This is a genomic window from Halomonas sp. DP3Y7-2 (assembly GCF_019800795.1).
GTDB lineage: Bacteria > Pseudomonadota > Gammaproteobacteria > Pseudomonadales > Halomonadaceae > Halomonas > Halomonas litopenaei_A.
Map to the genome: position 1 here is coordinate 57,107 of NZ_JAHVKJ010000002.1, position 26,870 is coordinate 83,976.

Sequence of the window (26,870 nt, forward strand, 5' to 3'; positions counted from 1 at the left end):
CTTAAGCTTACTTGGAGAGCCGCCCTTTTAACGATAAACTTCACTTTTTCGCTCAGGCGGATGTCAGGTATGAAACAACTACGCCTTAGTGAATGGTTAGGCTGGGCCCCGAGCCGTGATAGCCAGGCAATGAATGCCTGCCTCCTGCCGCCCGAGAAACCAGGTTCCTCAGTGCCCAGCATGTTGCGACGCCGGCTCGACACCCCCGGGCGCGCAACCTGCGACATCTTGAGCAAGCTTGACCCCGATGCGCGCTTTCCTCTCGTTCATGCGTCTCGCCATGGTGATGCCAACTTCACGCTAGCCATGTTGAAGTCCTTGGCCGATAGCGCCCCCCTTTCCCCCACCCGGTTTTCCATGTCGGTGCACAACGCCACCTTGGGCGTTCACGCTATCGCCAATCATCATCGCCGCCCCCTTCAGGCGTTGGGTGCCAGCGGTAACGAATTCAATGCCCTGCTATGGGAAGCGCAGGGCTATCTGGCGGAAGGCTACGAGGCCGTCGTCATCGTCTTCAGCGAGGGGGAACTGCCTGAGGACTACTCGGGCCTTGCCCCGCATCCGGGCAGTGCCTGCGCCGTCGGACTCAGGTTATCTCATGACGATGGCAGAGCACTGGTACCTGTCACCAGTAGCCGCTGCATAGCACCGACCCCGCTTGATGTGATCGACTGGCTGGGGGGACGTGTACCCATCCTGGACGCGGCTTCTGCCTGGCGCCTGGAGGAAGCATGACGCTGGATCAGTGGCGAAGGGGACTTGGCACCTTGCTGTCGTTCGCTGCCTTTGGCGTTGGCGGCCTGGTCATCGGACTCGCCGTAGCGCCGTTGTTACGCCTTGGTGTGCGTCACCCTCAGCAACGCCAGCGCGTCGCCCGCCAGCTGATCCAACAGGTCTTTCGCGCCTTCATTGCGCTGATGAAGGGACTTGGTGTCCTCGACTACCGCCTGCAGGGAAGCGAACGGCTCAACCGAGGTGGTCATTTGATTGTGGCCAATCACCCCTCGTTGATAGACGTCGTCTTTCTGCTGGCCTACACCCCCAACGCCGACTGCATCGTCAAAGGCAGGCTCGCCACCAACCCATTTACTCGCGGGCCTATCCATGTCGCGGGCTATATCACCAATCGCGACCCCGAAGCCCTGTTAGAGGCCGCCAGACAGAGCCTCGCCCAGGGCAACTCGCTGATCCTGTTCCCCGAGGGCACCCGCACAACGCCCGGGCGCCCCATCAAGTTTCGCCGTGGGGGAGCCAATATCGCTCTACGCACCAGCAGCCCGATCACCCCGGTGCTGATCCAGTGCTCCCCGACCACCCTCACCAAGGGTGAACCCTGGTACCACATCCCACCGCGCAAGGTGCAGATGGACCTGCGTGTACTCGACGACCTGCCGACAGAGCGGGCGTCACATCTACCAACCAGCCAGCAGGCCCGCCACCTGACGCGGGAGCTAAGTGACTACTTCAACAGGGAACTGGAGCGCATTCACGATGAACCAAAGCGACGCGCTAGCGCTTGATTTGAAGCACATGATTATCGACACCCTCGAGCTCGAGGATGTCACCCCGGATGATATTGACGAACAAGCGCCCTTGTTTGGCGACGGTCTGGGGCTCGACTCCATCGACGCGCTGGAGCTCGGCCTGGCCCTGCAGAAGCGCTACGGCGTCACCCTGGATGCCGAAGCCGAAGACACCCGCCGCCACTTTGCGAGTCTTGCCGCGCTGAAAGCGCTGGTGGAGGAACGTCGTGTCGACTGAAGCCACTGTCAGCCGGGAGCAAATTCTGGCCCACGTTCAACGCACCCTGGTCGAGCTGTTCGAAGTCTCACCTGCCGAGGTGTCACCCGAAGCGAGACTCTACGAAGACCTGGATATCGATAGCATTGACGCCGTCGACCTGGTGGTCGAGCTGAAGCAGTTTACTGGCCGTCGCATCGACCCCGAAGCGTTCAAGTCCGTGCGCAGCATCGACGACGTGGTCAACGCCGTCGACCAGCTGATGCGAGGCTGAGGTCAGCGTTGCGTACGCGTACGGTTTCCGCCAAGGCGGTGACGATCGGGCTATCGCTGGCCTGGCCGTTCGCGGTGTGGGGGCTGTCTGGGATCCTCGGCCCTTGGCCGCTGCTGTTGACCGGCTGTGCACTGGTCGCCTGGCGGCTGCCTCAGGCTCGTGGCCTGGCAGCCATCGCCGCCCTGACGCTGCTGGCCCTGGGGCTGACCGTGGACGCCGAACTGGGCGTACGTGGCTACCCCGTCGCCGTCAATGCAGTGCTGCTGGCCACCTTTGCCCTCAGCCTGTGGCGCGGCGTGCCTGTGGTAGAACGCTTGGCCAGATTGCAGGAGCCGAATCTACCGCCGGCCGGCGTGCGCTATACCCGAGTCGTGACGCAAGTCTGGTGCCTGTTCTTTGTGGTCAACGGCACCATCGCTGCCTGGACGGCAGCCTATGCAGACCTGGACGTCTGGACCCTGTACAACGGCGTCATCAGCTATGTCCTGATCGCCCTGATGTTTGCCGGTGAGTGGCTTTGCCGACGCCGGCTGCGGAGCCCCCCTCCATGACCCCCTTTTCTACCCACGCTATCCGCGCTGGGAGCGATTATCTCGGCCTGACGCAACGCCCTTGGCGACAGCCCGTGCAGAGCAATGGCGCGCTGACGGACGCCTGGTGTCACGCGCAGACGCTTGGACCTTCCATCGATGCATGGCGAACCTGGCTTGAGCCAAGGCCGAAAGGACGCTGGCTGTTGTTCGCCACGGACCCTGGTACCTTCACCGCCGCTCTGCTGGCATTGTGGGAAAGTGGGCAAAGCGCCCTGCTGCCTGGCGATGATCGACCAGCGACCCTGGAACGCCTGTTGCCTCTGGTGGTTGGCCGCATACCCTCTGCACCTACCGCTACACCCACCGTGGCGGGCACCCAGGACAACACTGCAGCGACCTCGCACGTGGCGCTATCGCCCCCCGACGCCGGCCTTCCCCTCGAGGGTGAAGCGGTGGTGCTATGTACCTCCGGCTCGACGGGGCAGCCCAGCCTTGTGGCGAAGTCCTTCCGTCAACTGGACGAGGAACTAAGCCGTCATGCCAGCCTATGGCCCCTGACCGGTCGCGCCGTGATCAGCCAGGTAAGCCATCAGCATATCTATGGCTTGTTGACCGGTATCCTGTCGCCGCTCTGTCACAACGTCCCCTTCTGTGGCAATGACAGTCGCTATCCCGAGGTGATGGCCCAGCGAGCGAGCGAGTCCTCACATATCGGACTGACCAACCGCTTGGTCACCAGTCCCGCTCAGCTATCGCGGCTGCCCCAGCATCTGGCCCTGGAGCACCAGCGCATCACCGACGTCTTCAGCTCTGGCGCCCCCCTGGCGCTTACGGACGCCATGCGCTGCGAGCAGCTGCTGAACGCCCCGGTCATCGAGATCTACGGCAGCACCGAGACCGGCGGCATCGCCTATCGCCAGCAGTCGCGACAGGACGCCTGGCGGCCATTTCCCGGCATCGAGCTGGATCTCGATGACAGCACCCTTCGTCTGCGCTCACCCTTTCTCCCCCACCCTGACCAATGGTGGGAACAAGCCGACCGCGTCGAACGTGACGGCGAGGGCTTCCGCCTGCTGGGACGTCGCGACCGGCTGGCCAAGGTCGGCGGCAAGCGCATATCGCTGACGGCACTGGAACAGCGCTTGTGCGAGCTTCAGCACGTTGATGATGCTCGGTGCGTGGACCTCGACCTGCGCGATGGCCGCCTTGGTGTGGTGGTCGCCATGGCTGGCGACGCCCTGCCACAGGAGCATGAACCACGCCGGCGCTTGATCGCATCATTGCGTGAACACCTTGGCGCAGCGCTCGAACCATCGGCCATGCCCCGCTACTGGCGCTTCGTCGAGGCGCTGCCGCTCAATCCTCAAGGCAAGCATGATCAAGCCGCCCTGCGCCGCTTCTTCGACGACCTCACTGATGACCGTCAGCCCCGCTGGCTGGGGGCTCAAGGCCAGGATACACAATGGCATCTGACCCTTGAGGTACCGGAGCGACTGCGCTATCTGGAAGGCCACTTCGAAGGCTTTCCCCTGGTGCCAGGAGTGGTGCTGGTGCAATGGGCTATTCAGCATGCCCGTGAGGTATTTTCCGACCTGGGCCGGTTTCGCGGCGTGGACCGCCTCAAGTTCCAGAAGGTCGTGCGCCCCGGCCAGCGCCTGACGCTCAGCCTCCAACGTCGCGCCGACGGTATCGGCTTTACCTACGACTCGGCACAGGGGCGCCACGCCTCAGGCAGGGTTCGCCTGGAGGCTCGGGATGAGTGAGCTTCGCCCCTGCGCCCTGATACCGGTCTACAACCACCCGGACACCGTCGCCGGAGTGGTAGAGCGACTCGCCCGCCACGAGCTGCCGATCATTCTGGTCGATGACGGTAGTGATGCAGGATGTCGCCGCGAGCTCGAGCGCCTGGCATCCCTGGGCCACACGCTGGTGACCCATGCCGACAACCGTGGCAAGGGCGCGGCGGTGCGCAGCGGCCTCATCGAAGCCGAGCGTCTGGGCTATACCCACGCATTGCAAGTCGATGCCGACGGCCAGCATCACCCAGCGGATATCCCTGCCTTCCTCGATGCCATGTACCAGTCGCCTCGCCGACTGCTGGCAGGATACGCCTGCTATGACGAAAGCGTGCCCAAGGCTCGTCGCTACGGCCGTTACGCCACCCATGTGTGGGTCTGGATCAACACCCTGTCACGCCACATTCGTGACTCCATGTGCGGGGTCCGCCTCTACCCGGTCACACAGGTCAACTCGCTGTTGCGCCGCCACCCTTGCGGCAATCGCATGACCTTCGATACCGAGGTACTCGTACGCTGGTACTGGGCAGGGGGCGAGCTCGCCAATCTACCCGTGCGGGTGCACTATCCCGAGCAGGGCGTCAGCCACTTCGCGGTATGGCGTGACAACACCCAGATCAGTCTGATGCACGCCCGCCTGTTCTTGGCCATGTGGCCACGCCTGCCACGCCTGCTGCGACGTCATTGGAGGCAGCCATGAGCCGCGCCATCAAGCGCCAGCGCCACTGGGCCACCATTGGCGAGCGCGGCACCCTGGGCGGAATGCTGTTCATGGTGTGGCTCAGACGCTTCGGCGACTGGCCCTTTCAGCTCCTGCTGTGGCCGATCATCCTGTGGTACTACCTGACGCACCGCACGGCCAGGCGAGCCTCCCAGGACTATCTCTCACGCCTTGATCCCCACTTGGCAGGACACCCTGTGCGACTGCGGGCACGCAGTGTTCGGCATTTCCTGTGCTTTGGCCGCTCGCTGATGGACAAGGTCGCCGCCTGGAACGGCGAGTATCCTCCGTCAAGGCTCTCGGGGGCCGGCGTCAGCCACTTCACCAAAGCGGTCGATGAAGGACAGGGCGGGCTCATCGTGGTCGCTCACCACGGCAATCTCGATATCGTCAACGCCTTGAGCGAATGCCATCCGGCGCTGGACCTGATCGTTATCATGCACACGCCCAACGCCCGCAAGTTCAATGCGCTGCTGGAGCGCGCCACCGGACGACGCCGACCCGAGATTCTTGAGGTCAACGAGATTTCGCCGTCCAGCGCTCAGCGTCTGGATGCACGTATCCGTGCAGGGGGCTTTGTGGTCATCGCAGCCGACCGTGTTCCGCCCCGCCAGGGGCGTACCCGTGAGCTCGACTTTCTCGATGCCAAGGCGCCTTTCCCGGAAGGCCCCTTCCTGCTCGCCAGCCTGCTCCGCTGCCGGGTCTACCGGCTAGCCTGCGTGCGCCAGAGCGACGGTTTCCTGGTCGATTTCGATCTGCTCGACGATGCCAGCCAGGTGGGACGTCGAGAGCGTGCCGCCTGGATTTCTGCCGCCATGCAGCGCCACTGCAGCGACCTGGCCTGGCGCGTCCAACGCCATCCGTTGCAATGGTTCAACTTTTTCCCTTTCTGGACTGCCGACGAGACCAATGACCATGTCCCACCCCGCTGAGTCGACTGCCCCCTTGGTCCTGGATGGCGCAGCCCTGACGCTGGAAGATGTTCTCGCCGTCGCTCAGCGCCGCCGTGGCATCGTGCTGTCGCCGTGCCCTGAATTTCGCGCCCGCATCGAACGTGGCCAGCGTTTTCTTGCGCAACTGCTGGAGGAAGACGGTGTGGTCTACGGCGTCACCACCGGCTACGGCGACGCCTGCACCCGGCCGGTGGCCCACGACGACATCGATGACTTGCCGCGCCAGCTGTATACCTTTCATGGCTGCGGCATGGGCCAGACACTCGATGCCGAGGCGGCCAGGGCCGTGGTACTGGTGCGACTGGTATCCCTTTGCCAGGGCGTGTCGGGAGTCAGTGTCGAGCTGCTGGAGCGCCTCTCATGGTTGCTGGAACATGATGTGCTTCCGCTGATTCCCGAGGAGGGCTCCGTCGGCGCCAGCGGCGACCTGACACCGCTGTCTTACTTGGCGGCGGTACTGTGCGGCGAGCGCGAGGTCATCGACAACGGCGTCCAGCGTCCCGCCGCCGAGGCCCTTGCCGAGCGTGGACTGGCCCCTTATCGGCTCAAGCCCAAGGAAGGCCTGGCGCTGATGAATGGCACGGCGGTCATGACCGCCCTGGGGTGCCTGGCCTTCGCCCGTTGCGCCTATCTGGCGCAACTCTCGACACGCATTACCGCGTTATCGGTCCAGGCACTGGACGGCAATCCCTATCACTTCGACGCCGACCTGTTCGCGGCCAAGCCGCACCCAGGCCAGCAGGAGGTGGCCGCAAGGCTGCGCCTGGATCTGCATGCACCGCGCACACCACGAAACTCACCGCGCCTGCAGGATCGCTACTCGACCCGCTGCGCGCCCCATGTGATCGGCGTGGTCGAGGATGCCCTGCCCTGGTGGCGCCAGTTCCTGACCAATGAATTGAACAGCGCCAACGACAACCCGCTTGTCGACGCCAGTGTCGGAAAGGTCATGCACGGGGGGCATTTCTACGGTGGCCACGTGGCCTTTGTCATGGACAGCCTGAAGCAGGCCACCGCTAACCTTGCCGACCTTCTTGATCGCCAGCTGGCCCTGCTGGTGGACAGCCGCTACAACCACGGTCTGCCGAGCAACCTGAGCGGCGCCAGCGCCTCAAGGCTGGCCCTCAATCATGGCTACAAGGCCGTACAGATAGGTGCCTCGGCCTGGACCGCTGAAGCGCTCAAGCTGACTATGCCCGCCAGCGTCTTTTCACGCTCCACCGAGTGCCACAATCAGGACAAGGTCAGCATGGGCACCATCGCTGCCCGGGATGCACTGCGCATCCTGACCCTGGTGGAACAGGTCGCCGCTGCGACCCTGCATGCAGCAGCACAGGGAGTCGAGCTACGCAGTCGTGTTGGCAACGCCAGCGCCATCCCGGAGCGGCTGTCGGCTTTCCTGGATGAACTGCGCCGTGATATCGCACCGCTGGAGGAGGACCGCGCCCTGGACAGCGACCTCAACCATCTGTGCACGCTGATACGCCGCCGCCATTGGAGCCTGTATGACGCCTGATGCTCGCCCCCTGCCCAGGGCCAGTGTGGCCCTTGAGGTCCCGTTCCACGACGTCGACATGATGGAGGTCGCCTGGCACGGGCACTATGTGCGCTATCTCGAGATTGCCCGCTGCCGTCTGCTCGACGCCATCGACTACAACTACCCGCAGATGAAGGCGTCCGGCTTCGCCTGGCCCATCATCGATCTGAGGCTGCGCTACGCCGCCCCGGCACGCTTCGGTCAACACCTGAACGTCGAGGCTCGACTCAGCGAGTGGGAACATCGTCTCAAGATCGACTACACCATTCGCTGCGCCGAGACCGCCAAACGCCTGACCCGAGCCTGGTCAGTGCAGGTCGCGGTAGGGCTTGGCGATGGCGAAATGCGCCTGGCGTCACCGCCCGTTCTGAGCGAGCGGATCCTTGCCTGGCAAGAGGCACAGTCATGAACCGAAAGACCCAGGCCGAACCCCATGGTGGCAGGTTCCTGGCTGGCATAGCGTGGGCTAAAGCGACGTCCCGCCTGGCGGTACTGATGTTTGCAACCAGCGCCAGCGCGATCGCTGCGCCACCCGACCTGACGCAGCTCAGCCGCCATTTGAGCCAGGACCCGCCCGCCTGCGTCAGCTTTGATCAGCGACGCTGGATGGCTGATCTTGAGACGGAGCTACCGAGCACCGGTTATTTCCGTCGCCAGTCAACGGGGCTGGTCTGGCAGACACTGACACCGATTCAGGACAGGCTGGTGCTATCTGCCGAAAACCCGGACCTGGCGACGGGCATGAAGGCCCTGCTGCCCGTCCTGACAGGCCTTTTTGACGGTAACTGGACAGCCCTGGAGCAACACTTCAGCGTGACGCTGTCCGGGCGCCTCGACGCCTGGCAGGCCACCTTGTCACCCAAGGACGCCGCCATCGCGGAGCGCCTTGAGTCCATAGCGCTGAAGGGCGACGAGCTGGTGTCCTCACTGGAGGTTCGCTTCACCGACGGAGACCGCCTCAGCCTGGCCCTGTCGCCGCTACCCTGCCCGCCGCGAGCACCCGGAGCATGAGCACTTCGCGCGCCCCTTCCCAGGGCCTCAGCGCCGCCGCACTGCTGCGCAGGGGCTGGGGACTGGTCCTGCTGGCCTGCGTCATCCTGCTGGCGCTGCAGGTACTGCGAGGGGGAGCGCTGGATACGCGCATTACCGCACTGCTGCCTGATTCACCGCAAGGACAGCTGATCAGTGCGGCCGACCAGCGTCTCTCCACCATCTTCGAGCGACGTTTCGTGCTGCTGGTGAACGGCTCGTCGCCGGCGGCGCAGGCGACGGCTGTCGAGCAGCTTCGCCACGCACTGACGGATAGCGGCATCGTCGCGACCCTCGATAGCCAATCGCCACCAAGGCCCGACCAAAGCCTGTCAGCCTACCGCTATCGACTGCTGGCTGACGCCCTGGCCGATGCTGACGCCGAAGCGTGGCGTCAGCGCGGCCTCACGCGGCTCTTCACTCCAGGCCTCGACGCCAATCTGGCGCAGGACCCATTCGGCTTGCTCGACGCCTGGCTGCAGTCCCGTTTCCAGGGCCCGGTCAGCTGGCGCCCCGGAGGCCCGGTGGTGATCACCGACCAGGCCGAATGGAGCCTGATCAGTGGTACCTTGACGGACAGCCCCTACGCCATGGATCTACAGCACCGCCTGGCTGCAGTGCTCGAAGGTGCTCACCAGGCACACCCCGAGCTGACCATCCTGCGAGCGGGTCTGGTGTTTCACGCCGCCGCCGGCGCCCAGCAGGCCAGTCAGGAGATCGCGACCATCGGCCTCGGTTCGCTGCTCGGCATCCTGGCGCTGCTGGCACTGGTCTTTCGGCGGCCCCGAGCGATTGCCCTGCTGCTGCTGCCGGTGGCCACCGGACTGCTCTTTGCCAGCGCCCTGACCTGGCTGATCTTCAATACACTCAACCTGATCACCCTGGCCTTCGGTGCCAGCCTGATCGGGCTTTCCGTCGACTACGCCTTGCACCTGCAGTGCGCCCGCCAGCTCAACCCTCAGCGTCCGTTACGCCAGCTCTGGCCAGGACTCGCGCTGGGCCTGGGCTCCAGCCTATGCGCTTATCTGGTACAACTGGCCACCCCGTTGCCGGGCCTGCGCCAGATGGCCACCTTCACCGCCTTGGGACTCATCGGCGCCTGGCTGAGCGTGCGCCTGTGGCTCCCCTGTGTCCCGGTCCAGCCGCATCCGGCCACCGCGGCCATCGCCCTGCGACTTGACCGGTGGCGCCCGCGTACCCACTCCCGCTGGAAGTATCTATTGCTGGTGCTGCTGCTGGCAGCTGCCGCCGCACTAGCGCTGACCAGGGGCAGCACCAGTCATGACCTGCGACAGCTCAACCCGTCACCGGCAGCGTTGATCAACGAGCAGCAGTGCGTACAAGCTCTGCTTGAGCGTCCCGCCAGCTTCCGCTATCTGCTCGTCACCGCCACCTCGACCGACGCACTGCTGACGCGCCTGGACCAACTCAGCGAACCGCTCGCCAGGCTGCAGCGGCAGGGCCACCTGTCGTCTTTCCGCCATCTTGCCCAGACAGTGCCCCCGGCTAGCGCTCAGGACAACGCCCTGGCCCAGGTGCAAGAGCGCTATGCCGAGGCCTTGCCAGAACTGCTGACCGCGGCCGGATTACCGGGCGCGCTCCAGGATCGAGTACGCCAACGCCTGGACGACGTGCCCATCCTGACGCCCAGCGCCTGGCTGGCAACTTCCGCCGGAGAAGCCGACCGTGCACTCTGGCTCGACGGTCTCGACTCACCCGCCGCGCTGATCATGCTGGGTGATGTCGATGCCAGTGCGACCGCCGCTCTGCACCAGCTCGCCGAGGCAGAGGACGTGATCTACCGCGATCGTGTCGCCGCACTCTCGCAGCAGCTCGCCTTGCTCAGCGCCGAGCTGGTGGGCTGGCTGGCAGTGGCGCTGGCGCTGCTGATACTGGTGTTCGGCGTACGCTATCGCCGCAACGTCTGGCGCGCCCTGCTGCCCCCCGTGGGCGCAGTGTTGATCACCCTGGGAATCTTTGCGCTGCACCAGACACCGCTGACGCTGTTCCACCTGCTGGGACTACTGCTGGTGCTCGGGATCGGGCTGGATGCGGGAATCTTCAGCACTGAACACCGAGAGGATCCTGGCGCCTGGTTAGCCATCAGCCTGTCCTGCGCCTCGAGTCTCCTGGCCTTTGGCTTGCTGGCATTCAGTGCAACGCCAGCCCTGCATTTTCTCGGGCAGACCTGCCTGATTGGACTGATCGCCGCCTGGTGCCTGGTCCCCCTGGCCCGAGGCGCAAGAACACGCGCCGACGATGCCTTTCATCATGGTGTCGCAGGAGGCGACGCCCACGAACCGGAGAACGCATCCCATGGAAGAACGACCTGAAACCGACATCGCCATCATCGGTGCTGGACCCTCCGGTGCGGCAGCGGCCGCCTGGCTGGCTCGCAAGGGCTATTCGGTCAGGGTGCTGGAGCGCACCCATTTTCCGCGTTTCGTGATCGGCGAGAGCCTGCTGCCCCAGTGCATGGTTCACCTGGACCGCTGCGGTCTGCTCGACGCCGCCAAGGCGGGTGCCTATCAAGCCAAGAATGGTGCCGCCTTCTGTCGTGGTGAGGACTATGCCGCCATCGACTTCCGGGACAAGTTCAGTCAAGGGCCTGGCACTACCTGGCAAGTGCCGCGGGAAGACTTCGACCGGCGCCTGATCGAGGGTGCCCAAGCCGCAGGGGCCCGGGTTGACTTCGGTGTCAGCGTCACTGGCTTTCACGCGGATGCGATCAGGCCACGGCTGAGCTGCGTCGACGACAGCGGTCAATCTTTCGACGTGGATGCCCGCTTTGTGCTCGATGCCAGCGGCTATGGCCGTGTGCTGGCACGTCTCGAGGCGCTGGATCGCCCATCCGACCTCCCCCCGCGCTGCGCCTTGTTTACCCACGTCGAGGACCATATTGATCCGGCGCTCCACGACCGTGAGAAGATCCTGATTGGCGTTCACCCCGAACACGCTGGAGTCTGGTACTGGCTGATACCGTTTCGTGATGGACGCGCATCGGTCGGCGTCGTCGCAAGTCCTGAACAGCTTGCACAGGCAGGTGACAACGACGAGCAGCGACTGTGGTCGATGCTGGCACAGGAGCCCCGCTACGCGCGGCTGCTCAAGGCAGCAACCGCCACACGCGAGGTCCAGCGAATCAGCGGCTACTCCGCCGACATTCGCCGCCTGCACGGTCCGGGCTTTGCCATTCTTGGCAACGCGGGGGAGTTTCTCGACCCGGTGTTTTCTTCCGGTGTCACCATCGCCCTGGACTCCGCCCTGCGCGCGGCACCCCTTGTCGCACGCCAGCTGGAGGGCGAGACGATCGACTGGCAGCGTGAGTTTGAACACCCCTTGCGCCAGGGGGTTGCCACCTTCCGCGAGTTCGTCGACGCCTGGTACGACGGCCGCTTGCCTCGCGTCATCTTCCATCCCGACCAGCAGCCTCGGGTCCGCCAGATGATTGCCTCGGTCCTGGCCGGTTACGCGTGGGATACTGACAACCCCTTCGTGGCCGCCAGTCGCCGACGCCTCACGAGTCTTGCCGAACGCTGCAAGCTGGACAGCGAGGCGGCGATACCGTGAGCCTGACGATGGTACCCACACCCCGCGCAAGGCAAGCCTGTTGCCCGAGCAAGCGGCCCCCCGTCGCCGAGCGCAAGAGACTGCGCGCGGCGCTGGAACGCTTGGGTCTTGTTGCTGCCCTGGGACTGCTGTCACTGCTGGGCGGCTGCGCGCAGGGCCCCGGCATAGCGCCCATGCCGAGTCTCGACGGTCTGGAACCGGTCAGCGCTCAGACCCAGCGACTGACGTTCGTGCATCAGGGTGAGCGTCGAGAGCTTATCGGGGTACTACGCCATGATCATCGGCAGTTGCAGCTGGCCCTGCTTAGCCTGCAAGGCCAGCGACTGCTGACCCTGACGCAGGACGCCGAAGGGGCGCGCTTTGCACCAGGAGCCGTCTTTACCCCGCCGTTCAGCGCCGACTGGCTGGCCAGTCGCCTGAGCTTTAGCCTGTGGCCGGAACAGCGACTGCACGAGGCCTTTGCAGGTAGTGACTGGTCGCTGGTTCAGCAGGACAATGCACGCAGCATCTATTTTCGAAATCAGTTGGTCGTTGGCGTCAAGATGACGCCAGCCTGCCATGTGATTCATGATATCGAGGCCAACTACTGGCTTAGTGTCTCGAGGCTGGGATCCTCACCGGCTCCCGCTACCCGCACTCCCGACACAACAATCAACCACCGTGCAGCGACTGATTTACCATGCCCCTCGACGTGACACCCACGCAGACATTCTGCCGACTCAATGCGCCGGCACTGGTCTGCCCGCTAGGGGATGACCTTGAGACCATCGCCTCGCGGCTGTTCAGCGGCACCCGTGGCCTTGTGCTCAGTGATGAGCACAGCCCCGGACGCCCACTATGGCTGGGCGCCGTGACGTCCCCCCTGCCGGATGATAGTGACTGGCCAGCGCGCCACCGTTCGCGCAACAACCGCTTGCTGGACGCCGCCTTCGAGCGACTCATCCCGCTGCTGGACGCCTATCTGGAGACACATCCACAGGCGCGCCTGGGTATCGTGCTGGGCACCAGCACCTCAGGCATCGGCGAAACCGAACGCGCGGTCGCACAGCGCGCTGAAACGGGCCACTGGCCTGAAGACTTTCACTACGCTCGCCACGAGATCGGCGCTCCGTCCGACTTCCTGGCCTGGCGTATCGCCAACGCTCGGCCAAACGTCACTGTCGTCACTGCCTACACCCTCTCGACCGCCTGCACCTCCAGTGCCAAGGCCCTGACCAGCGCCAGGCGGATGCTCAAGGCGGGGCTTTGTGATGTCGTCATCGCAGGTGGCGCCGACAGTTTATGCGGCCTTACCGTAAACGGATTTTCTGCCCTTGAGGCGGTCAGCAACCAACCCTGCCAGCCCTTCGCGGAGCAGCGTGACGGCATCAACCTGGGCGAGGGGGCTGCGCTGTTCCTGGTCAGCGGCGAGCCGGGTGGCATCCAGCTCAGTGGCTACGGGGAAACCAGCGATGCCCACCACATTTCTGCGCCGCGGCCCGACGGTGAGGGAGCCCTGAATGCCATGCAAGCCGCTCTGGAGATGGCAGGCCTCACACCGGCCGACATCGACTATCTGAACCTCCATGGCACCGCGACCCGACAGAACGATGCCATGGAGTCACGCGCCGTGAGCCAGGCCTTTCCCGCAGGGGTTGCCTGTGGCTCGACCAAGAGCCTGACCGGCCACACCCTGGGCGCTTGCGGCGCTCTCGAAGCGGCCTTCTGCTGGCTCGCCATGCAGCATGACCGGTGCCCGCCTCACCTGGATGCCGCCGATCCGACGCTGCCGCAGCTAGCGCTATGCCAGGCACTGCCATCCGCTCACACCCGGGTTCGCCGCACGCTATCCAACGCCTTCGCCTTTGGCGGCAACAATATTTCTCTCGTGATGGAGCGTACGTCATGACACTCCCCCCTTGTGCCGAGGCTACCGGCATGTCATCGAAGGCCACTCCCGAGCAGGCCACTGACCTTGACGTGGCTGAGGAGCGCTTTCCGCCGATCGCCGAGCTGGTGCCTCACCAGGCCAGCATGTGTCTGCTCGACCAGGTTGTGGAGATCGGCGAGGAGCACCTGGTGGCCAGCGTCACTCCACGGCGTCACGATCCTTTTGCCGACGACCAGGGTATTCCTGGCTGGGTGGGCCTGGAGTGGCTGGCCCAAGCGATTGCGGCCTGGTCCGGCCAGGCCGCAAGACAACACGGAGACACGCCGCGAATCGGCTTTTTGCTTGGCTCCCGACACTACCATTGCGACGTCGAGCACTTCTGCTTCGATCTCCCGGTCACCGTCAAGATCGTGCTCGACTATCGCGCCGACAATGGTCTCGGTGCCTTTCGCGGCGAACTCAGCGGGGCCACTGGCCTGACGCTGGCCAGCGCCACCCTGAATGTCTTTCAGCCTGACAGCGCCGACGCTCTGTCAGCCATGTTCGAGGACGCCACGCCATGACCGATACCCTGCTCGTCACCGGTTCCAGCCGGGGCATCGGCCGCGCCATCGCTCTGCGACTTGCCCGGGATGGTTTCGATATCGTGGTTCATTGCCGCAGCCGCCAAGATGCCGCCGAAGACGTCGCCGAGCTCATCCGCCGCCAGGGCCGACAGGCACGGGTACTGTGCTTCGACGTTACCGACCGCGCGGCCACTCGGGCGGCGCTGGAACATGACATGGAGACCCATGGTGCCTACTACGGCGTGGTACTGAACGCTGGCATCACGGCCGATGGCGCCTTTCCGGCACTGACCGACAATGACTGGGACAGCGTCATCGATACTGGCCTCAACGGCTTCTACAACGTGATCAAACCGGTCAGCATGCCAATGATACGTCGGCGCAAGCCTGGCCGTATTGTGGTCATGTCCTCGGTCTCCGGGGTCATGGGCAACCGCGGGCAGGTCAACTACAGCGCGGCCAAGGCCGGACTGATTGGCGCAGTGAAAGCGCTGGCCGTCGAACTGGCCAAACGCAGGATCACGGTCAATGCGGTGGCACCTGGATTGATCGACACTGACATGACAGAAGACCTGGCAAGTGACGAGGCGATGAAGGCGATACCGATGCGCCGAACAGGGCGAGTCGAAGAGGTGGCTGCCGCCGTGAGCTTCCTGTGCTCCGAGGACGCAGGCTACATCACTCGCCAGGTGATCGGCGTCAACGGGGGGCTATGCTGATGCATCATCACGGACATCGCGCCGACGGCCTGGGGCGTCGCGTGGCAGTGACCGGCATGGCCGGCTTCTCGCCAGTCGGCAACGATTGGGAAACCATCAAGGCACGCCTGCTGCGCGGCGAAAATGGCATCCGTCATCTGCCCGAGTGGGCCGTCTATGAAGGACTCAACACCCGTCTGGGTGCCCCGGTGGAAACCTTCGACTTGCCTGCGCACTATCATCGCAAGGCCCTGCGCAGCATGGGACGCGGGGCCCGTATGGCCACTCGCGCCAGCGAGCTGGCACTGGAGGATGCGGGGCTTGCTGACAGCCCGTTGCTGGGTAGTGGCGAAATGGGAATCGCCTATGGCGCATCAGCCGGTGAGCCAGATGCCGTTGCCGATTTCGGCAACATGCTGATCAACAAGTCCACAGACGGCCTCAACGCCAACTCCTACATTCGCATGATGGCCCACACCGCGCCGGTCAATATCGGGGTCTTTCTCGGCGTACGCGGGCGCATTCATACCACCTCCAGCGCCTGCACCTCGGGCAGCCAGGGTATCGGCTACGCCTACGAAGCGATTCGTTTCGGCCGCCAGAAGGCGATGATCGCAGGTGGCTGCGAAGAACTTTCCGCATCGGAAGCCGCGGTGTTCGACACCCTGTTCGCCACCAGTACCCGCAACGATTCGCCGCAGGCAACACCGAGGCCCTTTGACCGCGATCGCGACGGTCTGGTCATCGGCGAAGGCGCCGGCAGCCTTATCCTTGAGGACCTGGAACACGCCCTGGCCCGTGGCGCCCATATCTACGCTGAGGTGGTCGGTTTTGGCACCAACAGCGACGGTCGCCATGTTACCCAACCAGATGCCAGCATGATGGAAGGCGCTATTCGCGGTGCGCTTGCCGATGCAGCGCTTGACCCCTCCCATATCGGCTACGTCAGCGCACATGGCACCGCGACCGATCGCGGTGATGTCGCCGAAAGCAAGGCGACTCAGGCAGTGTTCGGCAAGCACCAGCCGATCAGCGCCTTCAAGAGCTTCACCGGTCACACCCTGGGGGCCTGCGGCGCACTGGAGGCCTGGGTCGCCATCGAGATGATGCGCGACGGCTGGTTCCATCCCACCCTCAATCTCGAGAATCCGGACCCCGACTGTGCTGAGCTCGACTACCTGCGTGGCGAGGGCAGGCATATGCAGTGTGAATACGTGATGAGCAACAACTTTGCCTTCGGTGGCATCAACACGTCGCTCATTTTCCGCCGCTGGTAATGACGCGACCGCGCGGGGCCAACGGCCTCCCCAGAAGAAGAAAGGACACGACACATGAAGAAAGGAACTCTTGCCCTGTCACTGCTTCTCGCAAGCCTTGGCACAGCCGCCAGTGCTGAAGCACGCGACACCCCCTACTTCCTGCCCATTCAGGAAGCACTGGCCACACCAGCCGCTCAGGAGAAGCTGGACCCCAGCATCCGGCTGGTGTTTGCCGATGACGGCGGTACCGTCGACCGCAATTTTGGTGAAGTGGTCACCAGCCGCAAGACCAACGCGTTCAACAAGACGGATGAAGAAGCCTGCCGCTGGGTCATGCTGTCGGCGCTGATCGCCCTGCAGGACAGTGCGCGCCAGCAGGGCGGTAACGCCGTGGTCAACATCGCAAGCTTCTACGACAGAAACCCGCGCGCCTTGACCGACGAGTACGAGTGCCATGCCGGCGCGCTGATGGCCGGGGTGGCACTGAAGGGCGATGTCGTCACACTGCGCTGAGCGTCCGCGGCTGCTGTTGGCCATCGCAGCGCTGTCGGCCAACGACGGTGCTGCTCCCCAGGGGCGGCCAACTTCGGCCATCACGCGGGGGGCAGAGACATCCCGCCTGGGACGGGAGCTGTTAACCCGGCTGGCCGCCCAGCTTGGCCATCGCTGTGCGCTGGAAGGCTGGTCGCCACGCGGCGCGGGGCCACCGCGCCATACCGACTTGCCCTGTCCCTGGACGGCCTGTCTAAGCCACAGCGGCAGCCTGGTCGTCGCCGGACTTGGTGAGGTGCCGATCGGTCTGGATATCGAGGCGCCAAGCCCCTCTCGCAAGCAGCGACATCAGCGTCGCCTCGAGGGGCTGATCGAGACATTGCCTGAGGCCGAGGTGCGTTACGCCATCCGCGCCTCAAGTGATCCTCTTGCCGCCTTCTACCGCGCCTGGACCCTGCACGAGGCCTGCTACAAGCTCGGCTGTCTGGCGGACCAGCCACCGGACCATGTCTTGGCCACCCGCATCGCATCGCTCGTGGCGATGCCGATGTCCGCAGGCATTGACCTCGAGCGCGACTCTCGCTCCTTCGAACCGCCACTGAATGTCTGGCAAGCACAGGATCAAAGGCTCACCTTGAGCCTGTGCAGCCTGAGTTCCCAGCTGGTCATCGAGATGCCTCTAGGTGGGTGCGGCATTCCTTTCACGAGGATCCGACACTCTGACGCAGGGTGAGACGATCCATCGATATCTGGCAGCGTTGACCTCTACCCACAAGCCCCCAGCCCGCGAGTTCCTTGCCCCTGCCCCCTACCAAGGTCTAGTCCTGAGGGTGTCATTGTCGCTTGCTATAAATGTCAGACATTAAATACACTAACATCCAACATTTCGGAGGTTCAGATGGCCGCTCTCTCGTCATTATCGCCATCGCCAGAGACAGGCGGCGCGTCAGCCCTGGCCGAGGTCCTCGCCCAAGCGATCCTCTCGGGGCGCTGGCAACCGGGCGATGACTTCCCTCGCGAACTGGACCTTTGCCATCACTTCGATGCCAGCCGCAATCGCGTTCGCAACGCCCTCGCCGAGCTCGTCTCGGCAGGTCTGATCGAGCGGGTGGCCGGACGCGGAACGCTGGTCCGTGATGTCATCGACTGGCACCTGCTGGACCCACAGATGAGCCGTTGGATGGCAAGCCTGGAGGCTCCCCATCCCGAACTGATCGCTGCGGTATTTTCCTTTCGCCTGGCGGCAGAGCCGTACATCAGCGAACTGGCCGCCCTGCATGCCACGGGTGAGGACCTCGCACGTATCGAGCGAGCCTTCGAGGGCATGCTGAGCACCGCCGACCTGCCCCACCTGCGGCTCACCCATGCCGAGTACGACGTGGCGTTCCATGATGCCATCTACCGTGCCAGCCATAACCTGGTCTGGCGCCAGCTAGGGCTGCTGTTGCGCCCATGCATTGTGGCATTGATACAGCGCTCCCAGGATCAGGCAACGGGCCAGGCCGAAGGGCTCAGCGACAGCCTGGAGCGGCACCGCCAACTGCTGGAAGCGATTCGCCTGAGGCAACCGGCACAGGCCCGCCAAGCCACTGAAAGCCTGCTCGAGCGCACCGCCCGCGACCTGGGTTCGCTGGCACCTGGCCAGGGTGTGATGGCGCCGTCAACTCGACCCAGCCTGTAAGCCACAGGGGCGAGCGTCACCGCCACTGCTGTGCATCTTTTACATTCCACGCGGCTGAACCGGCCGCCGACATGAGGTTTCCACCATGAAGATCACCAAACTCAAGACCTGGCAGGTGCCGCCGCGCTGGTGCTTTCTCAAGATCGAGACCGACGAAGGCGTCTACGGCTGGGGCGAACCCGTCATCGAGGGTAGAGCGGCCACCGTCGAAGCGGCCGTACACGAGCTGTCGGACTACTTGATCGGCCAGGATCCGCGCAACATCGAGCACTTGTGGAACGTCATGTATCGCGCTGGCTTCTATCGTGGCGGCCCCATTCTGATGTCGGCCATTGCCGGTATCGATCAGGCGCTGTGGGACCTCAAGGGCCGCGAACTCGGCGTGCCGGTGCATCAGCTGCTCGGGGGCAAGGTGCGGGATCGCATGCGCATGTATGCCTGGACCGGTGGTGACCGCCCGTCCGACGTGGGGGCAGGTGCCAAGGCGCTGACCGATCAGGGCTTTACCGCCTTCAAGATGAATGGCACCCCGGAGATGCAGATCGTCGACAGCCATCGCAAGATCGATGACGCGGTCGCACGGGTGGCAGAGGCCCGTGACGCCGTGGGCCCAGATGTCGGCATCGCGGTGGATTTTCACGGTCGCGTCCATCGCCCCATGGCCAAGACCTTGATGCGCGAGCTCGAGCCCTATCACCTGATGTTCATCGAGGAGCCGGTTGCGCCGGAGCATCTGCCCGTCCTCAAGACCATCGCCCAGGACCTGGCGACCCCCATCGCCACCGGTGAGCGTCTGCACACCCGCTTTGCCTTCCGCGATCTGCTGGCCGACAACATGGTGGATATCGTGCAACCGGACCTGTCGCACTGCGGTGGCATCAGCGAAGGTCTCAAGATCGCCACCCTGGCCTCGGCCTATGACGTGGCACTCGCCCCCCACTGCCCGCTGGGTCCGCTGACGCTGGCCGCCTCGCTGCAGCTGGATGCGGTGTGTCACAACGCCTTCATTCAAGAACAGAGCATGGGTATCCACTACAACAAGGATAACGACGTGCTCGACTACCTGGTGGACAAGTCAGCCCTGTCCATCGAAGACGGCTACTGCGCGATTCCTGACGGGCCAGGCCTGGGCGTCGAGATCAACGAGGAGTTTGTCGAGGAACGTGCCAAGGTCGGTCACCGCTGGCGCAATCCGGTATGGCAGCATGAGGATGGCTCCGTCGCCGAGTGGTAAGCCCCACCTGTCGACAGGGTATTTCTGCAGCCATTGATGGCCGCCCGAGCGAGCCGCACACTTGCCGCCGCTCGGGCGGGCTCGCACACTGAGGAAACACTCATAGCTCGGCTACCCCTGAGAGACAACCGATGACGTCTTCTTCCTCCCATTGCCTGGGCGAGGCCCGGGTGATCTTCGACGGTCCTTGCGAGCTGGGCGAAGGCCCAAGCTGGGACGCCCTGCGTGGCGAGTATCGCTGGCTGGATATCCTAGGCAAGCGCTTGCACCGCTATCGACTCGACGATGGCTCCCACAACAGCCAAGCGCTGGACGAGTTAACCTCGTTCGCTGCCCCCCTGACCAGCGGCGATGATCTGCTGGTCACCGAGTCAGGCCTCAAGGAACGCGACCATGCCCATGGCCAGATATCGCCCTGGCGGGAGGTAGAAGCCGACAATCCTGTCACTCGCAGCAATGATGCTCGCATCGACCGCCACGGGGGCCTGTGGTTCTCCACCATGGGCAAGGCTGCAGAGCCGGGGGCTGGCAGTCTTTATCGCCTCTATCGCGGCCAGATCACCTGCCTCAAGCGCGGCATGAGCATCCCCAATGCCCTGTGCTTTTCTCCCGACGGGCGACTCGGCTACTTTACCGATACCGTCACAGGCGTGGTCATGCGCTGGTCGCTGGACGCCCACGGCTTCCCCCTGCGCGCCGACGGCAACAGCTTCCTTCAGGGAGGCGAGCCAGCAGCACCGGAAGCATTGATCGCTCCCGAGCCTTGGGCGGACTTTTCTGGGGATGTCGGCAATCCCGACGGCGCGGTTATCGATGCAGAAGGCTACATGTGGCTCGCGCTGTGGGGCTCGGGACGGGTCGCCCGCCTCTCCCCGACGGGAGAAGAGGTCTGCCATATCAGCGTCAACGCCGAACAACCTTCCTGCCCCGCCTTTGGCGGTCACCACCTGACCCAGCTGTTGATCACCACTGCCACAGAGGGGCAGTCCCCGGCCGCTGGCGAACAGGCGCCTTCACGCCGAGATGGCGCCATTTTCCTGTTCGATCTGGCCGAGGCGCTACCGGGAGTGAGGGGGCTAGTGGAGCCTCCCATCGCGCTTCGCTAGGGCTTGTACGAAAAGTGCCTGCGCTTGGTAATACGGTGTTAAAAATCGGCTTAAAATGCTCATTTACACCTCGTAAACTGCGCTTTCTCACCAATTTTTGCCTTGTCTAACCTTCGCTCGTCGACTTTTCGGACAAAGCCTAGACAAGCCTGCCATCACTAACGGCGCTGCTGGCAGCGCCTTGACACTGTCCGGCTGACGTTTCTTCGGACGCTGACGGACGCATACCTCCAGGAGTCCTGATCTCATGGCGATAGAAGACAAGCGCGTCATCATTATCACCGGTGGCGCTCGCGGCATTGGTGCAGACATTGCCAGACGCCTGGCCAGTGATGGCCACCAGGTGGTCATCAATTACGCCAACAGCCGCGAGAGCGCTGAAAGTCTGGTGGAGGAGATCGAGGCCCAGGGTGGCGTCGCCCTGGCCGTCGCCGCCGACGTCACACGTCCGGCAGATGTCACCCAGCTGTTCGAGGCCGCCAGTCAGCGTTTCGGTCGCGTCGACGGCCTGGTCAACAATGCCGGAACCCTCAGCATGGTGCCGCTGGCCGAGTCCAGTGACAGCGACTACGACCATCACTTCGACACCAATGTCAGAGGGACCTTCAATACCTTGCGGGAGGCTGCATCGCGCCTTGAAGACGGTGGCCGCATCGTCAACCTGTCGAGCAGCGCCCTGGCCTTGAACCTGCCTGGCTATGGTCTTTACAACGCCACCAAGGCCGCGGTGGAGTCACTGACCAAGGTCTTCGCCGGGGAGCTTCGCGGTCGACGCATCACCGTCAACGCGGTCGCCCCGGGCCCGGTGGATACGGCTCTGTTCCGGCGCGGCAAAAGTGCCGAGCAGATTGAAAGCTTTGCCCAGAAGCCGCCCCTGGAGCGCCTGGGTGAGCCGAAGGATATCGCGGCGATCGTCTCTTTTCTGATGCGCGCAGAGTCCGAGTGGATCAATGCCCAGGTCATTCGCGCCAACGGTGGCTTTGCCTGACCCCATACCGTCAATGCCCGCTGCATCCCGCGGGCATTGAGCAGGCCATCGGCTAAGGCGATTCATTCCGTTCAGCGGTGATGGTCGTTGGCCGCATCGCGCAGACTGACGTCGCCTTTTTCTTTCAACCATTCGGTCATGGCCTCGCTCCCCATGGGGCGAGCAATCAAGAAGCCCTGCAGAACGTGGCAGCCCTGCTCGGCCAGGTGGTCGGCCACCGCCTGGTCCTCGACCCCTTCGGCCACGACCTGCAGCCCGAGGTGGTGTGCCAGCTCGATGGTGGAAGAAACGATGACATCATCGTCGGAGCCCTTGATCAGCTGCATGATGAAGGACTTGTCGATCTTCAATTCCTGAACCGGCATGCGCTTGAGCTGGGCCAGCGATGAATAGCCGGTCCCGTAGTCATCAATGGCCAGCTCGACCCCCATGGAACGCAGCGCCTGAAGCTTGCGTGCGCCCATTTCCGGAGACTGCATCAAGGCGCTTTCGGTCAGCTCGATACACAGCTGTTCGCCCTGTAGGCCATAGCGATCCAGGGCTTTTTCCACTCGCTTGACCAGGCCAGGCTGCTGCAGATCCATCGCCGAGATATTGATGCCAAGACGAATCTTGAGCTTCATGTCACGCCAGCTGGCCAACTGGGCGCAGGCCGAGTCGATGACCCAGTGGGTCAGCTGGTGAATCTGCCCGGAGCGTTCCGCCAGCTCGATGAATTCATCCGGAGGAATCCAGCCCAGCTGCGGGTGATCCCAGCGCAACAGCGCCTCCAGCCCGATCACTCGTCCGGTCAGCGCCGACACCTGCGGCTGATACCTGAGGGAGAATTCGCCCCGGTGGGCGGCGTGCTGCAAGTCTCGCACCAGGGCCAGATGGCGAAGATGGCTCTCATCCTGTCCGCGCTGGTAGCACTGATGGGCCTGACGTAGCTGGCGTGCACGATCCAGCGCGATCTCGGCTCGCCGCAGCAACAGGTTGGCCTCATCGCCGTGCTCTGGGAAACGTGCTTCGCCCATGGCCACCTTCAACGACACGGGAGAGTCGTCGAGCCGCAGCTCACGGGTCAGCCCACGCAGGGTATCCTCAAGCCACAGCGGCTCAAGGCGGGCCACCGTGAGCAACAGCAGAAACTCATCCCCGCTCAAGCGATAGGCCCCCACCTTGGGGGCCGGCAGGTCGGCAAGCCGCTGGGCCAGGGTACTCAGTACCCGGTCACCAAAGTCGTGACCGAAGGTATCGTTGATCCGACGCATGTGGTTGATGGTCAGGCGCAACAGGGTAAAGGGGCGCCCGGTCTCGATGGCGGCTTCGATATCCTCGTTGGCACATTGGCGATTACCCAGTCCCGTCAACTGATCCTGCCGCGCGCGGGTGCGCATGTCCTCTTCCCGTCGTGACAGATCCCCTTGCATCTTCAACAGGGTGGAGGACAGCAAGCCAAACTCGCCTTGCCTGGGCATACGCTTGAGGTCCAGCGGTTCTCCTCGACCGACGCTTTTCGCCGCGCCCGCCAGACGCAGCAGTGGCAGGCTGACGCCACGGGCGATCAGCACCACCGCCACCAGCATCAGGCCCAGGCTTACCGCAAAGATGGTCGCCAGACTGACCTTCACGTCCTGGTAGTTCGCCAAAAGTGTCTCGAGAGAGCGCTCCACCACGATATCAATGCGCCCTTGCTCGCCCTGATAAAGGGGGAGACGGCGACTGAGCCCCTGGTGATCCTGCCCCGCTGCAACATCGTTCGGTGACACCGAGACATCAAAGTGGGCCTGACTGCCAATCAACCCGGACAGCGCCGACGCCATCGACTCATCCAGACGGAATCCCAGCGCCACCCGGGTAGCGCCCGCCCCCGGCGGTAGCGGATGCTGAACCAGCTGGTAGCCCAGCCCATTGAGAATGCTGGGGGAAACGACGCCCGCATCGTCCGTCGTGAGCGGCATCCGCCAGCTGTCGACAAAGACACCCGACCCTGCCGCAGGCTGGCTGGAAGCCATGACGTGCCCTGCCTCATCCAGCAACAGCAGGGTATCTGCGCCCATCCGGGCGGCCTGCTGCCGCAAGGTGCCAGCGGCGGCCAGGCGCGACGACGTGTCGACCAGGACATCATCGACGGCGGCAAGAAAGCGCGGGTCATCGACCAGCAGGTCCACATTGCGCAGCAACTGCTGCCCCCACCCTTCAAGCAGAGCCACCGCCACCCCCGAGGCGACATCCAGCTCACGCTTGCCTTGCTCCAGCGCCGCGGAGCGAACCGCACTCAGCACCGCCCAGGAAGCCACCAGCTGGATACCGAGTGTCAACAACAGCATCACCAGCAGCAGCCTTGCACGAAAGGACATGCAGGTTCCCCTATTCTCAACCTTGCGTCTTCCCTAAGTCAGCCATGGTCGTGATCCATGACGGCCCACCTGCACGGTTCATTATCGCCAACACCAGCCGAAGATGCCCGTCAAGATCTGCTCAGCGCATTGGACTAGCGTGTCACAGCTTTCCGCTGACGCCATATCAGTCACAATGACCAGCTACTGTAAGTCGATGTCCCCCTGTCTCAGCCGCCATCCCTGGCAATCTCTGGCAGGCCCCGGCGGCCCCGAGGCGAAGGCGGCAAAGCCCGTGCCGTCCAAGCGCCGGCGAGAGGCACGTCAATCAATCGTCTTCCGCCCAGGCTCTGGTATGCTGGCGCAACACCCTTCAAGCGAGGACACGATGGCCGGAACTTCCTCCCGCAGACGTCCCTATCAATTGGCAGAAACCATCAAGGGCTGGATCGTCGAGCGCGAGCTGTCTCCCGGCGACCGTCTCCCGGGCGAAGCAGAGTTGATGGCGTTGCTGGGCGCCTCCAAGGGCACGATCAGAGAAAGCATCAGGGTGCTGGAAGCCCAGGGCCTGGTGGAAACCCGTACTGGCCCTGGCGGTGGGGTGTTTATCCGTCAGATGAGCGAGGCCAGAGCCATCTCGCTGCTCAGCCACTATCTCTACTTCAAGGACATCTCGGTCAGGGACATCTACCAGATTCGGCTCGCCCTCGAGCCAGAAATGGTGGCGTCGCTAGCGGGCAACGTCGGCGCCAGCGACATCGCTCGACTGCGCGAGTCCCTTCACAGCTATGCCACCCCCGCCGGAGACATGCACGCAGAGCGCCAGCAGCATATCGACTCGCTCGACTTTCATCAGGAGCTGGCGCAGCTGTCCGGCGGCAACCCACTGCTGGCGTTCATCATCCGCTTTACCGCTCAGGTGCTGTCAGACCTCACGGTGTACCGCCGACTCTATGAGCCAGGGGACCACCCTATAGGGCCTGCCGGATGCCAGTACCACGCCGAGATTCTGGATGCCATCGAAGCGGGTGATGCAACGCGTGCTCACACCCTTATGCGCGACCATCTGCTGGAGGCCCAAGGCATCATGCAAGGCAACGAAGCCCAGGTCACCAGGGGCTTCCTCAGTGAGTGAGGCCTTGGGAACCATTGCATAAAGGCCTGCACGGACGCGTCTCAGCCGTCAGCGCGAGACATCCGCCGACAGCCTGTCGAGGAAGCGCATCAGCACTCGCGTCGCGGCCCCAGCATCGGCTGCCGTGATAGCCTCGTCCGGGTGGTGGCTGAGGCCATCGGTGCAGCGGACGAACAGCATGCCGATATCGGTCAGCTCGCACATCGCCAAGCCATCGTGGCCAGCGCCGCTGAACAGGGTGTCTGCTGGCTCTTCACAGTCACGGCACGCGTTGTGCAGCGACTGCATCAACTCATCGGCACACGCCACGGCCTCGGCTTGATAGGTTTGCTCGATCTCGAGGGCCAGCTGGCGGTTACTGGCCAATCGCCGGCAGGCCGCCAGAATGGCCTCACGCCCCTGCTCTCGAACCTCCAGCCGGGGCGAGCGTAGCTCCAGGGTGAAGGTCACCTCTGCCGGAATGACGTTGACCGCATTGGGGCGCACCTCAAGCTTGCCCACCACGCCGACAAAGTCCTCGGTGGCGTTGAGGATACGATCAACCTCCGCGATCATCTCGGCCGCACCCACCAGCGCATCACGCCGTCCTGGCATCGGCGTCGTTCCGGCATGTCCGGCCTTGCCTCCCACCGTGACCCGATGTCGCTCGATCCCGGTCAAGGCAGTCACTATGCCAAGCGCGTGGTCTCTCTGCTCCAGCACCGGACCTTGCTCAATATGCACTTCGACGAAACCGAGCACCGTCTCCGGGTCCCTGGCCAGAGACGCTATCTGTTCCGGATCTCCGCCAAACGCCTTCAGCGCCTCGCCAAGACTCACCCCATTGGCGTCGCGCGCCTCAAGGCTGGTCGGGTCAAAGCGGCCGGCCAGGGCGCGACTACCAATCAACGTCGATTGAAAGCGCGTCCCCTCCTCATCGCCGAAGGCCACCACCTCGACCCCGTACTCCAGCTCGACCCCTTGCTGCTTCAGAGTTTCCAGCGCCAGCAGCGGCAGCGCGACGCCCAGCATTCCATCGTACTTGCCGCCCTCTACCACCGTGTCCTGATGCGACCCCATGATCAGGGTTCGCGCTCCGGCCCTGGCCTTGTCGCAACGGCCGACCAGGTTGCCTGAGGCGTCAAGCTGAGGCGTCAGACCGGCGCGACGCATCCACTCGGCGATGATCTCGAGCACCTGACGATGCTCGTTGGAACAGAATAGGCGCGTCACTCCAGGGCCAGGCTCGGAGCATTCCGCCGCGGCATCCAGTCGCTCCAATAGCTGCTGGCCAAGGGCCAACGGTTCACAATCGGGGTGCATGACATCTCCTGTGAGGCGTCTTGTGGGTAGTCACTTGCAGATAAGAAGAAAGAGGAAGCCAGGCT

27 protein-coding genes are annotated in these 26,870 nt (G+C 63.9%); 25 read left to right on the forward strand and 2 right to left on the reverse strand.

Annotation, left to right across the window (positions count from 1 at the left end; translation table 11 throughout):
- Positions 1-69 precede the first annotated feature (69 nt).
- The 24 genes from KUV45_RS03495 to KUV45_RS03610 all read left to right on the forward strand — a co-directional run bounded on the left by KUV45_RS03495 (position 70) and on the right by KUV45_RS03610 (position 22,047).
- Positions 70-735 (forward strand): beta-ketoacyl synthase chain length factor, encoded by a 666-nt coding sequence (locus KUV45_RS03495; protein ID WP_222164078.1) that lies wholly within the window; start codon positions 70-72, stop codon positions 733-735.
- Positions 732-1,520: a 1-acyl-sn-glycerol-3-phosphate acyltransferase gene (locus KUV45_RS03500; protein WP_206944021.1), complete on the forward strand. Its 789-nt coding sequence runs from the start codon at positions 732-734 to the stop codon at positions 1,518-1,520. Before KUV45_RS03495 ends, KUV45_RS03500 begins: the two co-directional genes overlap by 4 nt.
- A complete protein-coding gene (locus KUV45_RS03505) occupies positions 1,492-1,761 on the forward strand; it encodes a phosphopantetheine-binding protein (RefSeq protein ID WP_206944022.1) in 270 nt (89 codons plus the stop codon). The genes KUV45_RS03500 and KUV45_RS03505 overlap by 29 nt, the downstream gene beginning before the upstream one ends.
- Positions 1,751-2,014, forward strand: a complete 264-nt coding sequence (locus KUV45_RS03510; protein WP_206944023.1) for an acyl carrier protein — start codon at positions 1,751-1,753, stop codon at positions 2,012-2,014. The genes KUV45_RS03505 and KUV45_RS03510 overlap by 11 nt, the downstream gene beginning before the upstream one ends.
- An 8-nt stretch (positions 2,015-2,022) precedes the next feature.
- Positions 2,023-2,565, forward strand: coding sequence for a hypothetical protein (locus tag KUV45_RS03515; protein ID WP_224852146.1), 543 nt, complete (start codon positions 2,023-2,025; stop codon positions 2,563-2,565).
- The gene (locus KUV45_RS03520; RefSeq protein ID WP_222164079.1) at positions 2,562-4,310 is read left to right on the forward strand and encodes an AMP-binding protein; all 1,749 of its coding nucleotides are present in this window, start codon (positions 2,562-2,564) and stop codon (positions 4,308-4,310) included. The genes KUV45_RS03515 and KUV45_RS03520 overlap by 4 nt, the downstream gene beginning before the upstream one ends.
- Positions 4,303-5,043, forward strand: a complete 741-nt coding sequence (locus KUV45_RS03525) for a glycosyltransferase family 2 protein (protein ID WP_222164080.1) — start codon at positions 4,303-4,305, stop codon at positions 5,041-5,043. Before KUV45_RS03520 ends, KUV45_RS03525 begins: the two co-directional genes overlap by 8 nt.
- Positions 5,040-5,996: a glycosyl transferase gene (locus KUV45_RS03530; RefSeq protein WP_222164081.1), complete on the forward strand. Its 957-nt coding sequence runs from the start codon at positions 5,040-5,042 to the stop codon at positions 5,994-5,996. Before KUV45_RS03525 ends, KUV45_RS03530 begins: the two co-directional genes overlap by 4 nt.
- Positions 5,980-7,533 carry a histidine ammonia-lyase gene (gene hutH / locus KUV45_RS03535; protein WP_222164082.1) on the forward strand — a complete coding sequence of 518 codons (1,554 nt, stop codon included), beginning with the start codon at positions 5,980-5,982 and terminating at the stop codon, positions 7,531-7,533. Before KUV45_RS03530 ends, hutH begins: the two co-directional genes overlap by 17 nt.
- The gene (locus KUV45_RS03540; protein ID WP_206944032.1) at positions 7,523-7,963 is read left to right on the forward strand and encodes a thioesterase family protein; all 441 of its coding nucleotides are present in this window, start codon (positions 7,523-7,525) and stop codon (positions 7,961-7,963) included. Before hutH ends, KUV45_RS03540 begins: the two co-directional genes overlap by 11 nt.
- On the forward strand, positions 7,960-8,565 hold the full coding sequence (locus KUV45_RS03545) for a LolA-related protein (protein ID WP_222164083.1): 606 nt from the start codon (positions 7,960-7,962) through the stop codon (positions 8,563-8,565). The genes KUV45_RS03540 and KUV45_RS03545 overlap by 4 nt, the downstream gene beginning before the upstream one ends.
- Positions 8,562-10,916 carry an MMPL family transporter gene (locus tag KUV45_RS03550; protein ID WP_222164084.1) on the forward strand — a complete coding sequence of 785 codons (2,355 nt, stop codon included), beginning with the start codon at positions 8,562-8,564 and terminating at the stop codon, positions 10,914-10,916. The genes KUV45_RS03545 and KUV45_RS03550 overlap by 4 nt, the downstream gene beginning before the upstream one ends.
- Positions 10,900-12,153 carry an NAD(P)/FAD-dependent oxidoreductase gene (locus KUV45_RS03555; RefSeq protein ID WP_224852147.1) on the forward strand — a complete coding sequence of 418 codons (1,254 nt, stop codon included), beginning with the start codon at positions 10,900-10,902 and terminating at the stop codon, positions 12,151-12,153. The genes KUV45_RS03550 and KUV45_RS03555 overlap by 17 nt, the downstream gene beginning before the upstream one ends.
- Positions 12,150-12,848 carry a DUF3261 domain-containing protein gene (locus KUV45_RS03560; protein ID WP_224852148.1) on the forward strand — a complete coding sequence of 233 codons (699 nt, stop codon included), beginning with the start codon at positions 12,150-12,152 and terminating at the stop codon, positions 12,846-12,848. The genes KUV45_RS03555 and KUV45_RS03560 overlap by 4 nt, the downstream gene beginning before the upstream one ends.
- Positions 12,833-14,041: a beta-ketoacyl-ACP synthase gene (locus KUV45_RS03565; protein WP_222164085.1), complete on the forward strand. Its 1,209-nt coding sequence runs from the start codon at positions 12,833-12,835 to the stop codon at positions 14,039-14,041. The genes KUV45_RS03560 and KUV45_RS03565 overlap by 16 nt, the downstream gene beginning before the upstream one ends.
- Entirely contained in the window at positions 14,038-14,586 is a 549-nt protein-coding gene (locus KUV45_RS03570) for a hotdog family protein (RefSeq protein WP_224852149.1), read from the forward strand. The genes KUV45_RS03565 and KUV45_RS03570 overlap by 4 nt, the downstream gene beginning before the upstream one ends.
- Positions 14,583-15,308, forward strand: coding sequence for a 3-oxoacyl-ACP reductase FabG (gene fabG, locus KUV45_RS03575; protein WP_222164086.1), 726 nt, complete (start codon positions 14,583-14,585; stop codon positions 15,306-15,308). The genes KUV45_RS03570 and fabG overlap by 4 nt, the downstream gene beginning before the upstream one ends.
- Positions 15,308-16,564 (forward strand): beta-ketoacyl-ACP synthase, encoded by a 1,257-nt coding sequence (locus tag KUV45_RS03580; protein WP_206944037.1) that lies wholly within the window; start codon positions 15,308-15,310, stop codon positions 16,562-16,564. Before fabG ends, KUV45_RS03580 begins: the two co-directional genes overlap by 1 nt.
- 54 nt (positions 16,565-16,618) lie before the next feature.
- A complete protein-coding gene (locus KUV45_RS03585) occupies positions 16,619-17,059 on the forward strand; it encodes an excinuclease ATPase subunit (RefSeq protein ID WP_206944038.1) in 441 nt (146 codons plus the stop codon).
- Positions 17,040-17,771 (forward strand): 4'-phosphopantetheinyl transferase superfamily protein, encoded by a 732-nt coding sequence (locus KUV45_RS03590; protein WP_222164087.1) that lies wholly within the window; start codon positions 17,040-17,042, stop codon positions 17,769-17,771. Before KUV45_RS03585 ends, KUV45_RS03590 begins: the two co-directional genes overlap by 20 nt.
- A gap of 165 nt (positions 17,772-17,936) precedes the next feature.
- Entirely contained in the window at positions 17,937-18,719 is a 783-nt protein-coding gene (locus tag KUV45_RS03595) for a FadR/GntR family transcriptional regulator (protein WP_222164088.1), read from the forward strand.
- An 85-nt stretch (positions 18,720-18,804) separates the two neighbouring features.
- Complete coding sequence (dgoD, locus tag KUV45_RS03600) at positions 18,805-19,953, forward strand: galactonate dehydratase (RefSeq protein WP_206944042.1); 1,149 nt, start codon at positions 18,805-18,807, stop codon at positions 19,951-19,953.
- Between the two features lie 131 nt (positions 19,954-20,084).
- Positions 20,085-21,059 carry an SMP-30/gluconolactonase/LRE family protein gene (locus KUV45_RS03605; RefSeq protein WP_224852150.1) on the forward strand — a complete coding sequence of 325 codons (975 nt, stop codon included), beginning with the start codon at positions 20,085-20,087 and terminating at the stop codon, positions 21,057-21,059.
- A 247-nt stretch (positions 21,060-21,306) separates the two neighbouring features.
- Entirely contained in the window at positions 21,307-22,047 is a 741-nt protein-coding gene (locus KUV45_RS03610) for an SDR family oxidoreductase (RefSeq protein ID WP_222164089.1), read from the forward strand.
- 71 nt (positions 22,048-22,118) lie between these two features.
- On the opposite strand, the gene KUV45_RS03615 is transcribed toward KUV45_RS03610, so the two are convergent.
- Positions 22,119-24,389 (reverse strand): bifunctional diguanylate cyclase/phosphodiesterase, encoded by a 2,271-nt coding sequence (locus KUV45_RS03615; protein ID WP_222164090.1) that lies wholly within the window; start codon positions 24,387-24,389, stop codon positions 22,119-22,121.
- A gap of 367 nt (positions 24,390-24,756) precedes the next feature.
- On the opposite strand from KUV45_RS03615, the gene KUV45_RS03620 reads away from it, so the two are divergent.
- Entirely contained in the window at positions 24,757-25,503 is a 747-nt protein-coding gene (locus KUV45_RS03620) for a FadR/GntR family transcriptional regulator (RefSeq protein WP_206944047.1), read from the forward strand.
- 48 nt (positions 25,504-25,551) lie between these two features.
- On the opposite strand, the gene KUV45_RS03625 is transcribed toward KUV45_RS03620, so the two are convergent.
- Positions 25,552-26,805 carry an allantoate amidohydrolase gene (locus KUV45_RS03625; RefSeq protein ID WP_222164091.1) on the reverse strand — a complete coding sequence of 418 codons (1,254 nt, stop codon included), beginning with the start codon at positions 26,803-26,805 and terminating at the stop codon, positions 25,552-25,554.
- Positions 26,806-26,870 lie beyond the last annotated feature (65 nt).

What these genes read in the sequence shown, in the direction of transcription:
- KUV45_RS03550 (WP_222164084.1), top strand. Translation starts at nt 8,562, where the DNA reads ATGAGCACTTCGCGCGCCCCTTCCCAGGGCCTCAGCGCCGCCGCACTG.
- KUV45_RS03625 (WP_222164091.1), bottom strand. Translation starts at nt 26,805, where the DNA reads ATGCACCCCGATTGTGAACCGTTGGCCCTTGGCCAGCAGCTATTGGAG.
- KUV45_RS03585 (WP_206944038.1), top strand. Translation starts at nt 16,619, where the DNA reads ATGAAGAAAGGAACTCTTGCCCTGTCACTGCTTCTCGCAAGCCTTGGC.
- KUV45_RS03500 (WP_206944021.1), top strand. Translation starts at nt 732, where the DNA reads ATGACGCTGGATCAGTGGCGAAGGGGACTTGGCACCTTGCTGTCGTTC.
- KUV45_RS03580 (WP_206944037.1), top strand. Translation starts at nt 15,308, where the DNA reads ATGCATCATCACGGACATCGCGCCGACGGCCTGGGGCGTCGCGTGGCA.
- KUV45_RS03565 (WP_222164085.1), top strand. Translation starts at nt 12,833, where the DNA reads ATGCCCCTCGACGTGACACCCACGCAGACATTCTGCCGACTCAATGCG.
- KUV45_RS03530 (WP_222164081.1), top strand. Translation starts at nt 5,040, where the DNA reads ATGAGCCGCGCCATCAAGCGCCAGCGCCACTGGGCCACCATTGGCGAG.
- KUV45_RS03605 (WP_224852150.1), top strand. Translation starts at nt 20,085, where the DNA reads ATGACGTCTTCTTCCTCCCATTGCCTGGGCGAGGCCCGGGTGATCTTC.
- KUV45_RS03595 (WP_222164088.1), top strand. Translation starts at nt 17,937, where the DNA reads ATGGCCGCTCTCTCGTCATTATCGCCATCGCCAGAGACAGGCGGCGCG.
- KUV45_RS03615 (WP_222164090.1), bottom strand. Translation starts at nt 24,389, where the DNA reads ATGTCCTTTCGTGCAAGGCTGCTGCTGGTGATGCTGTTGTTGACACTC.
- KUV45_RS03505 (WP_206944022.1), top strand. Translation starts at nt 1,492, where the DNA reads ATGAACCAAAGCGACGCGCTAGCGCTTGATTTGAAGCACATGATTATC.
- KUV45_RS03525 (WP_222164080.1), top strand. Translation starts at nt 4,303, where the DNA reads ATGAGTGAGCTTCGCCCCTGCGCCCTGATACCGGTCTACAACCACCCG.
- KUV45_RS03540 (WP_206944032.1), top strand. Translation starts at nt 7,523, where the DNA reads ATGACGCCTGATGCTCGCCCCCTGCCCAGGGCCAGTGTGGCCCTTGAG.
- hutH (WP_222164082.1), top strand. Translation starts at nt 5,980, where the DNA reads ATGTCCCACCCCGCTGAGTCGACTGCCCCCTTGGTCCTGGATGGCGCA.
- KUV45_RS03570 (WP_224852149.1), top strand. Translation starts at nt 14,038, where the DNA reads ATGACACTCCCCCCTTGTGCCGAGGCTACCGGCATGTCATCGAAGGCC.
- KUV45_RS03520 (WP_222164079.1), top strand. Translation starts at nt 2,562, where the DNA reads ATGACCCCCTTTTCTACCCACGCTATCCGCGCTGGGAGCGATTATCTC.
- KUV45_RS03590 (WP_222164087.1), top strand. Translation starts at nt 17,040, where the DNA reads ATGTCGTCACACTGCGCTGAGCGTCCGCGGCTGCTGTTGGCCATCGCA.
- fabG (WP_222164086.1), top strand. Translation starts at nt 14,583, where the DNA reads ATGACCGATACCCTGCTCGTCACCGGTTCCAGCCGGGGCATCGGCCGC.
- KUV45_RS03545 (WP_222164083.1), top strand. Translation starts at nt 7,960, where the DNA reads ATGAACCGAAAGACCCAGGCCGAACCCCATGGTGGCAGGTTCCTGGCT.
- KUV45_RS03620 (WP_206944047.1), top strand. Translation starts at nt 24,757, where the DNA reads ATGGCCGGAACTTCCTCCCGCAGACGTCCCTATCAATTGGCAGAAACC.
- KUV45_RS03610 (WP_222164089.1), top strand. Translation starts at nt 21,307, where the DNA reads ATGGCGATAGAAGACAAGCGCGTCATCATTATCACCGGTGGCGCTCGC.
- KUV45_RS03555 (WP_224852147.1), top strand. Translation starts at nt 10,900, where the DNA reads ATGGAAGAACGACCTGAAACCGACATCGCCATCATCGGTGCTGGACCC.
- KUV45_RS03495 (WP_222164078.1), top strand. Translation starts at nt 70, where the DNA reads ATGAAACAACTACGCCTTAGTGAATGGTTAGGCTGGGCCCCGAGCCGT.
- dgoD (WP_206944042.1), top strand. Translation starts at nt 18,805, where the DNA reads ATGAAGATCACCAAACTCAAGACCTGGCAGGTGCCGCCGCGCTGGTGC.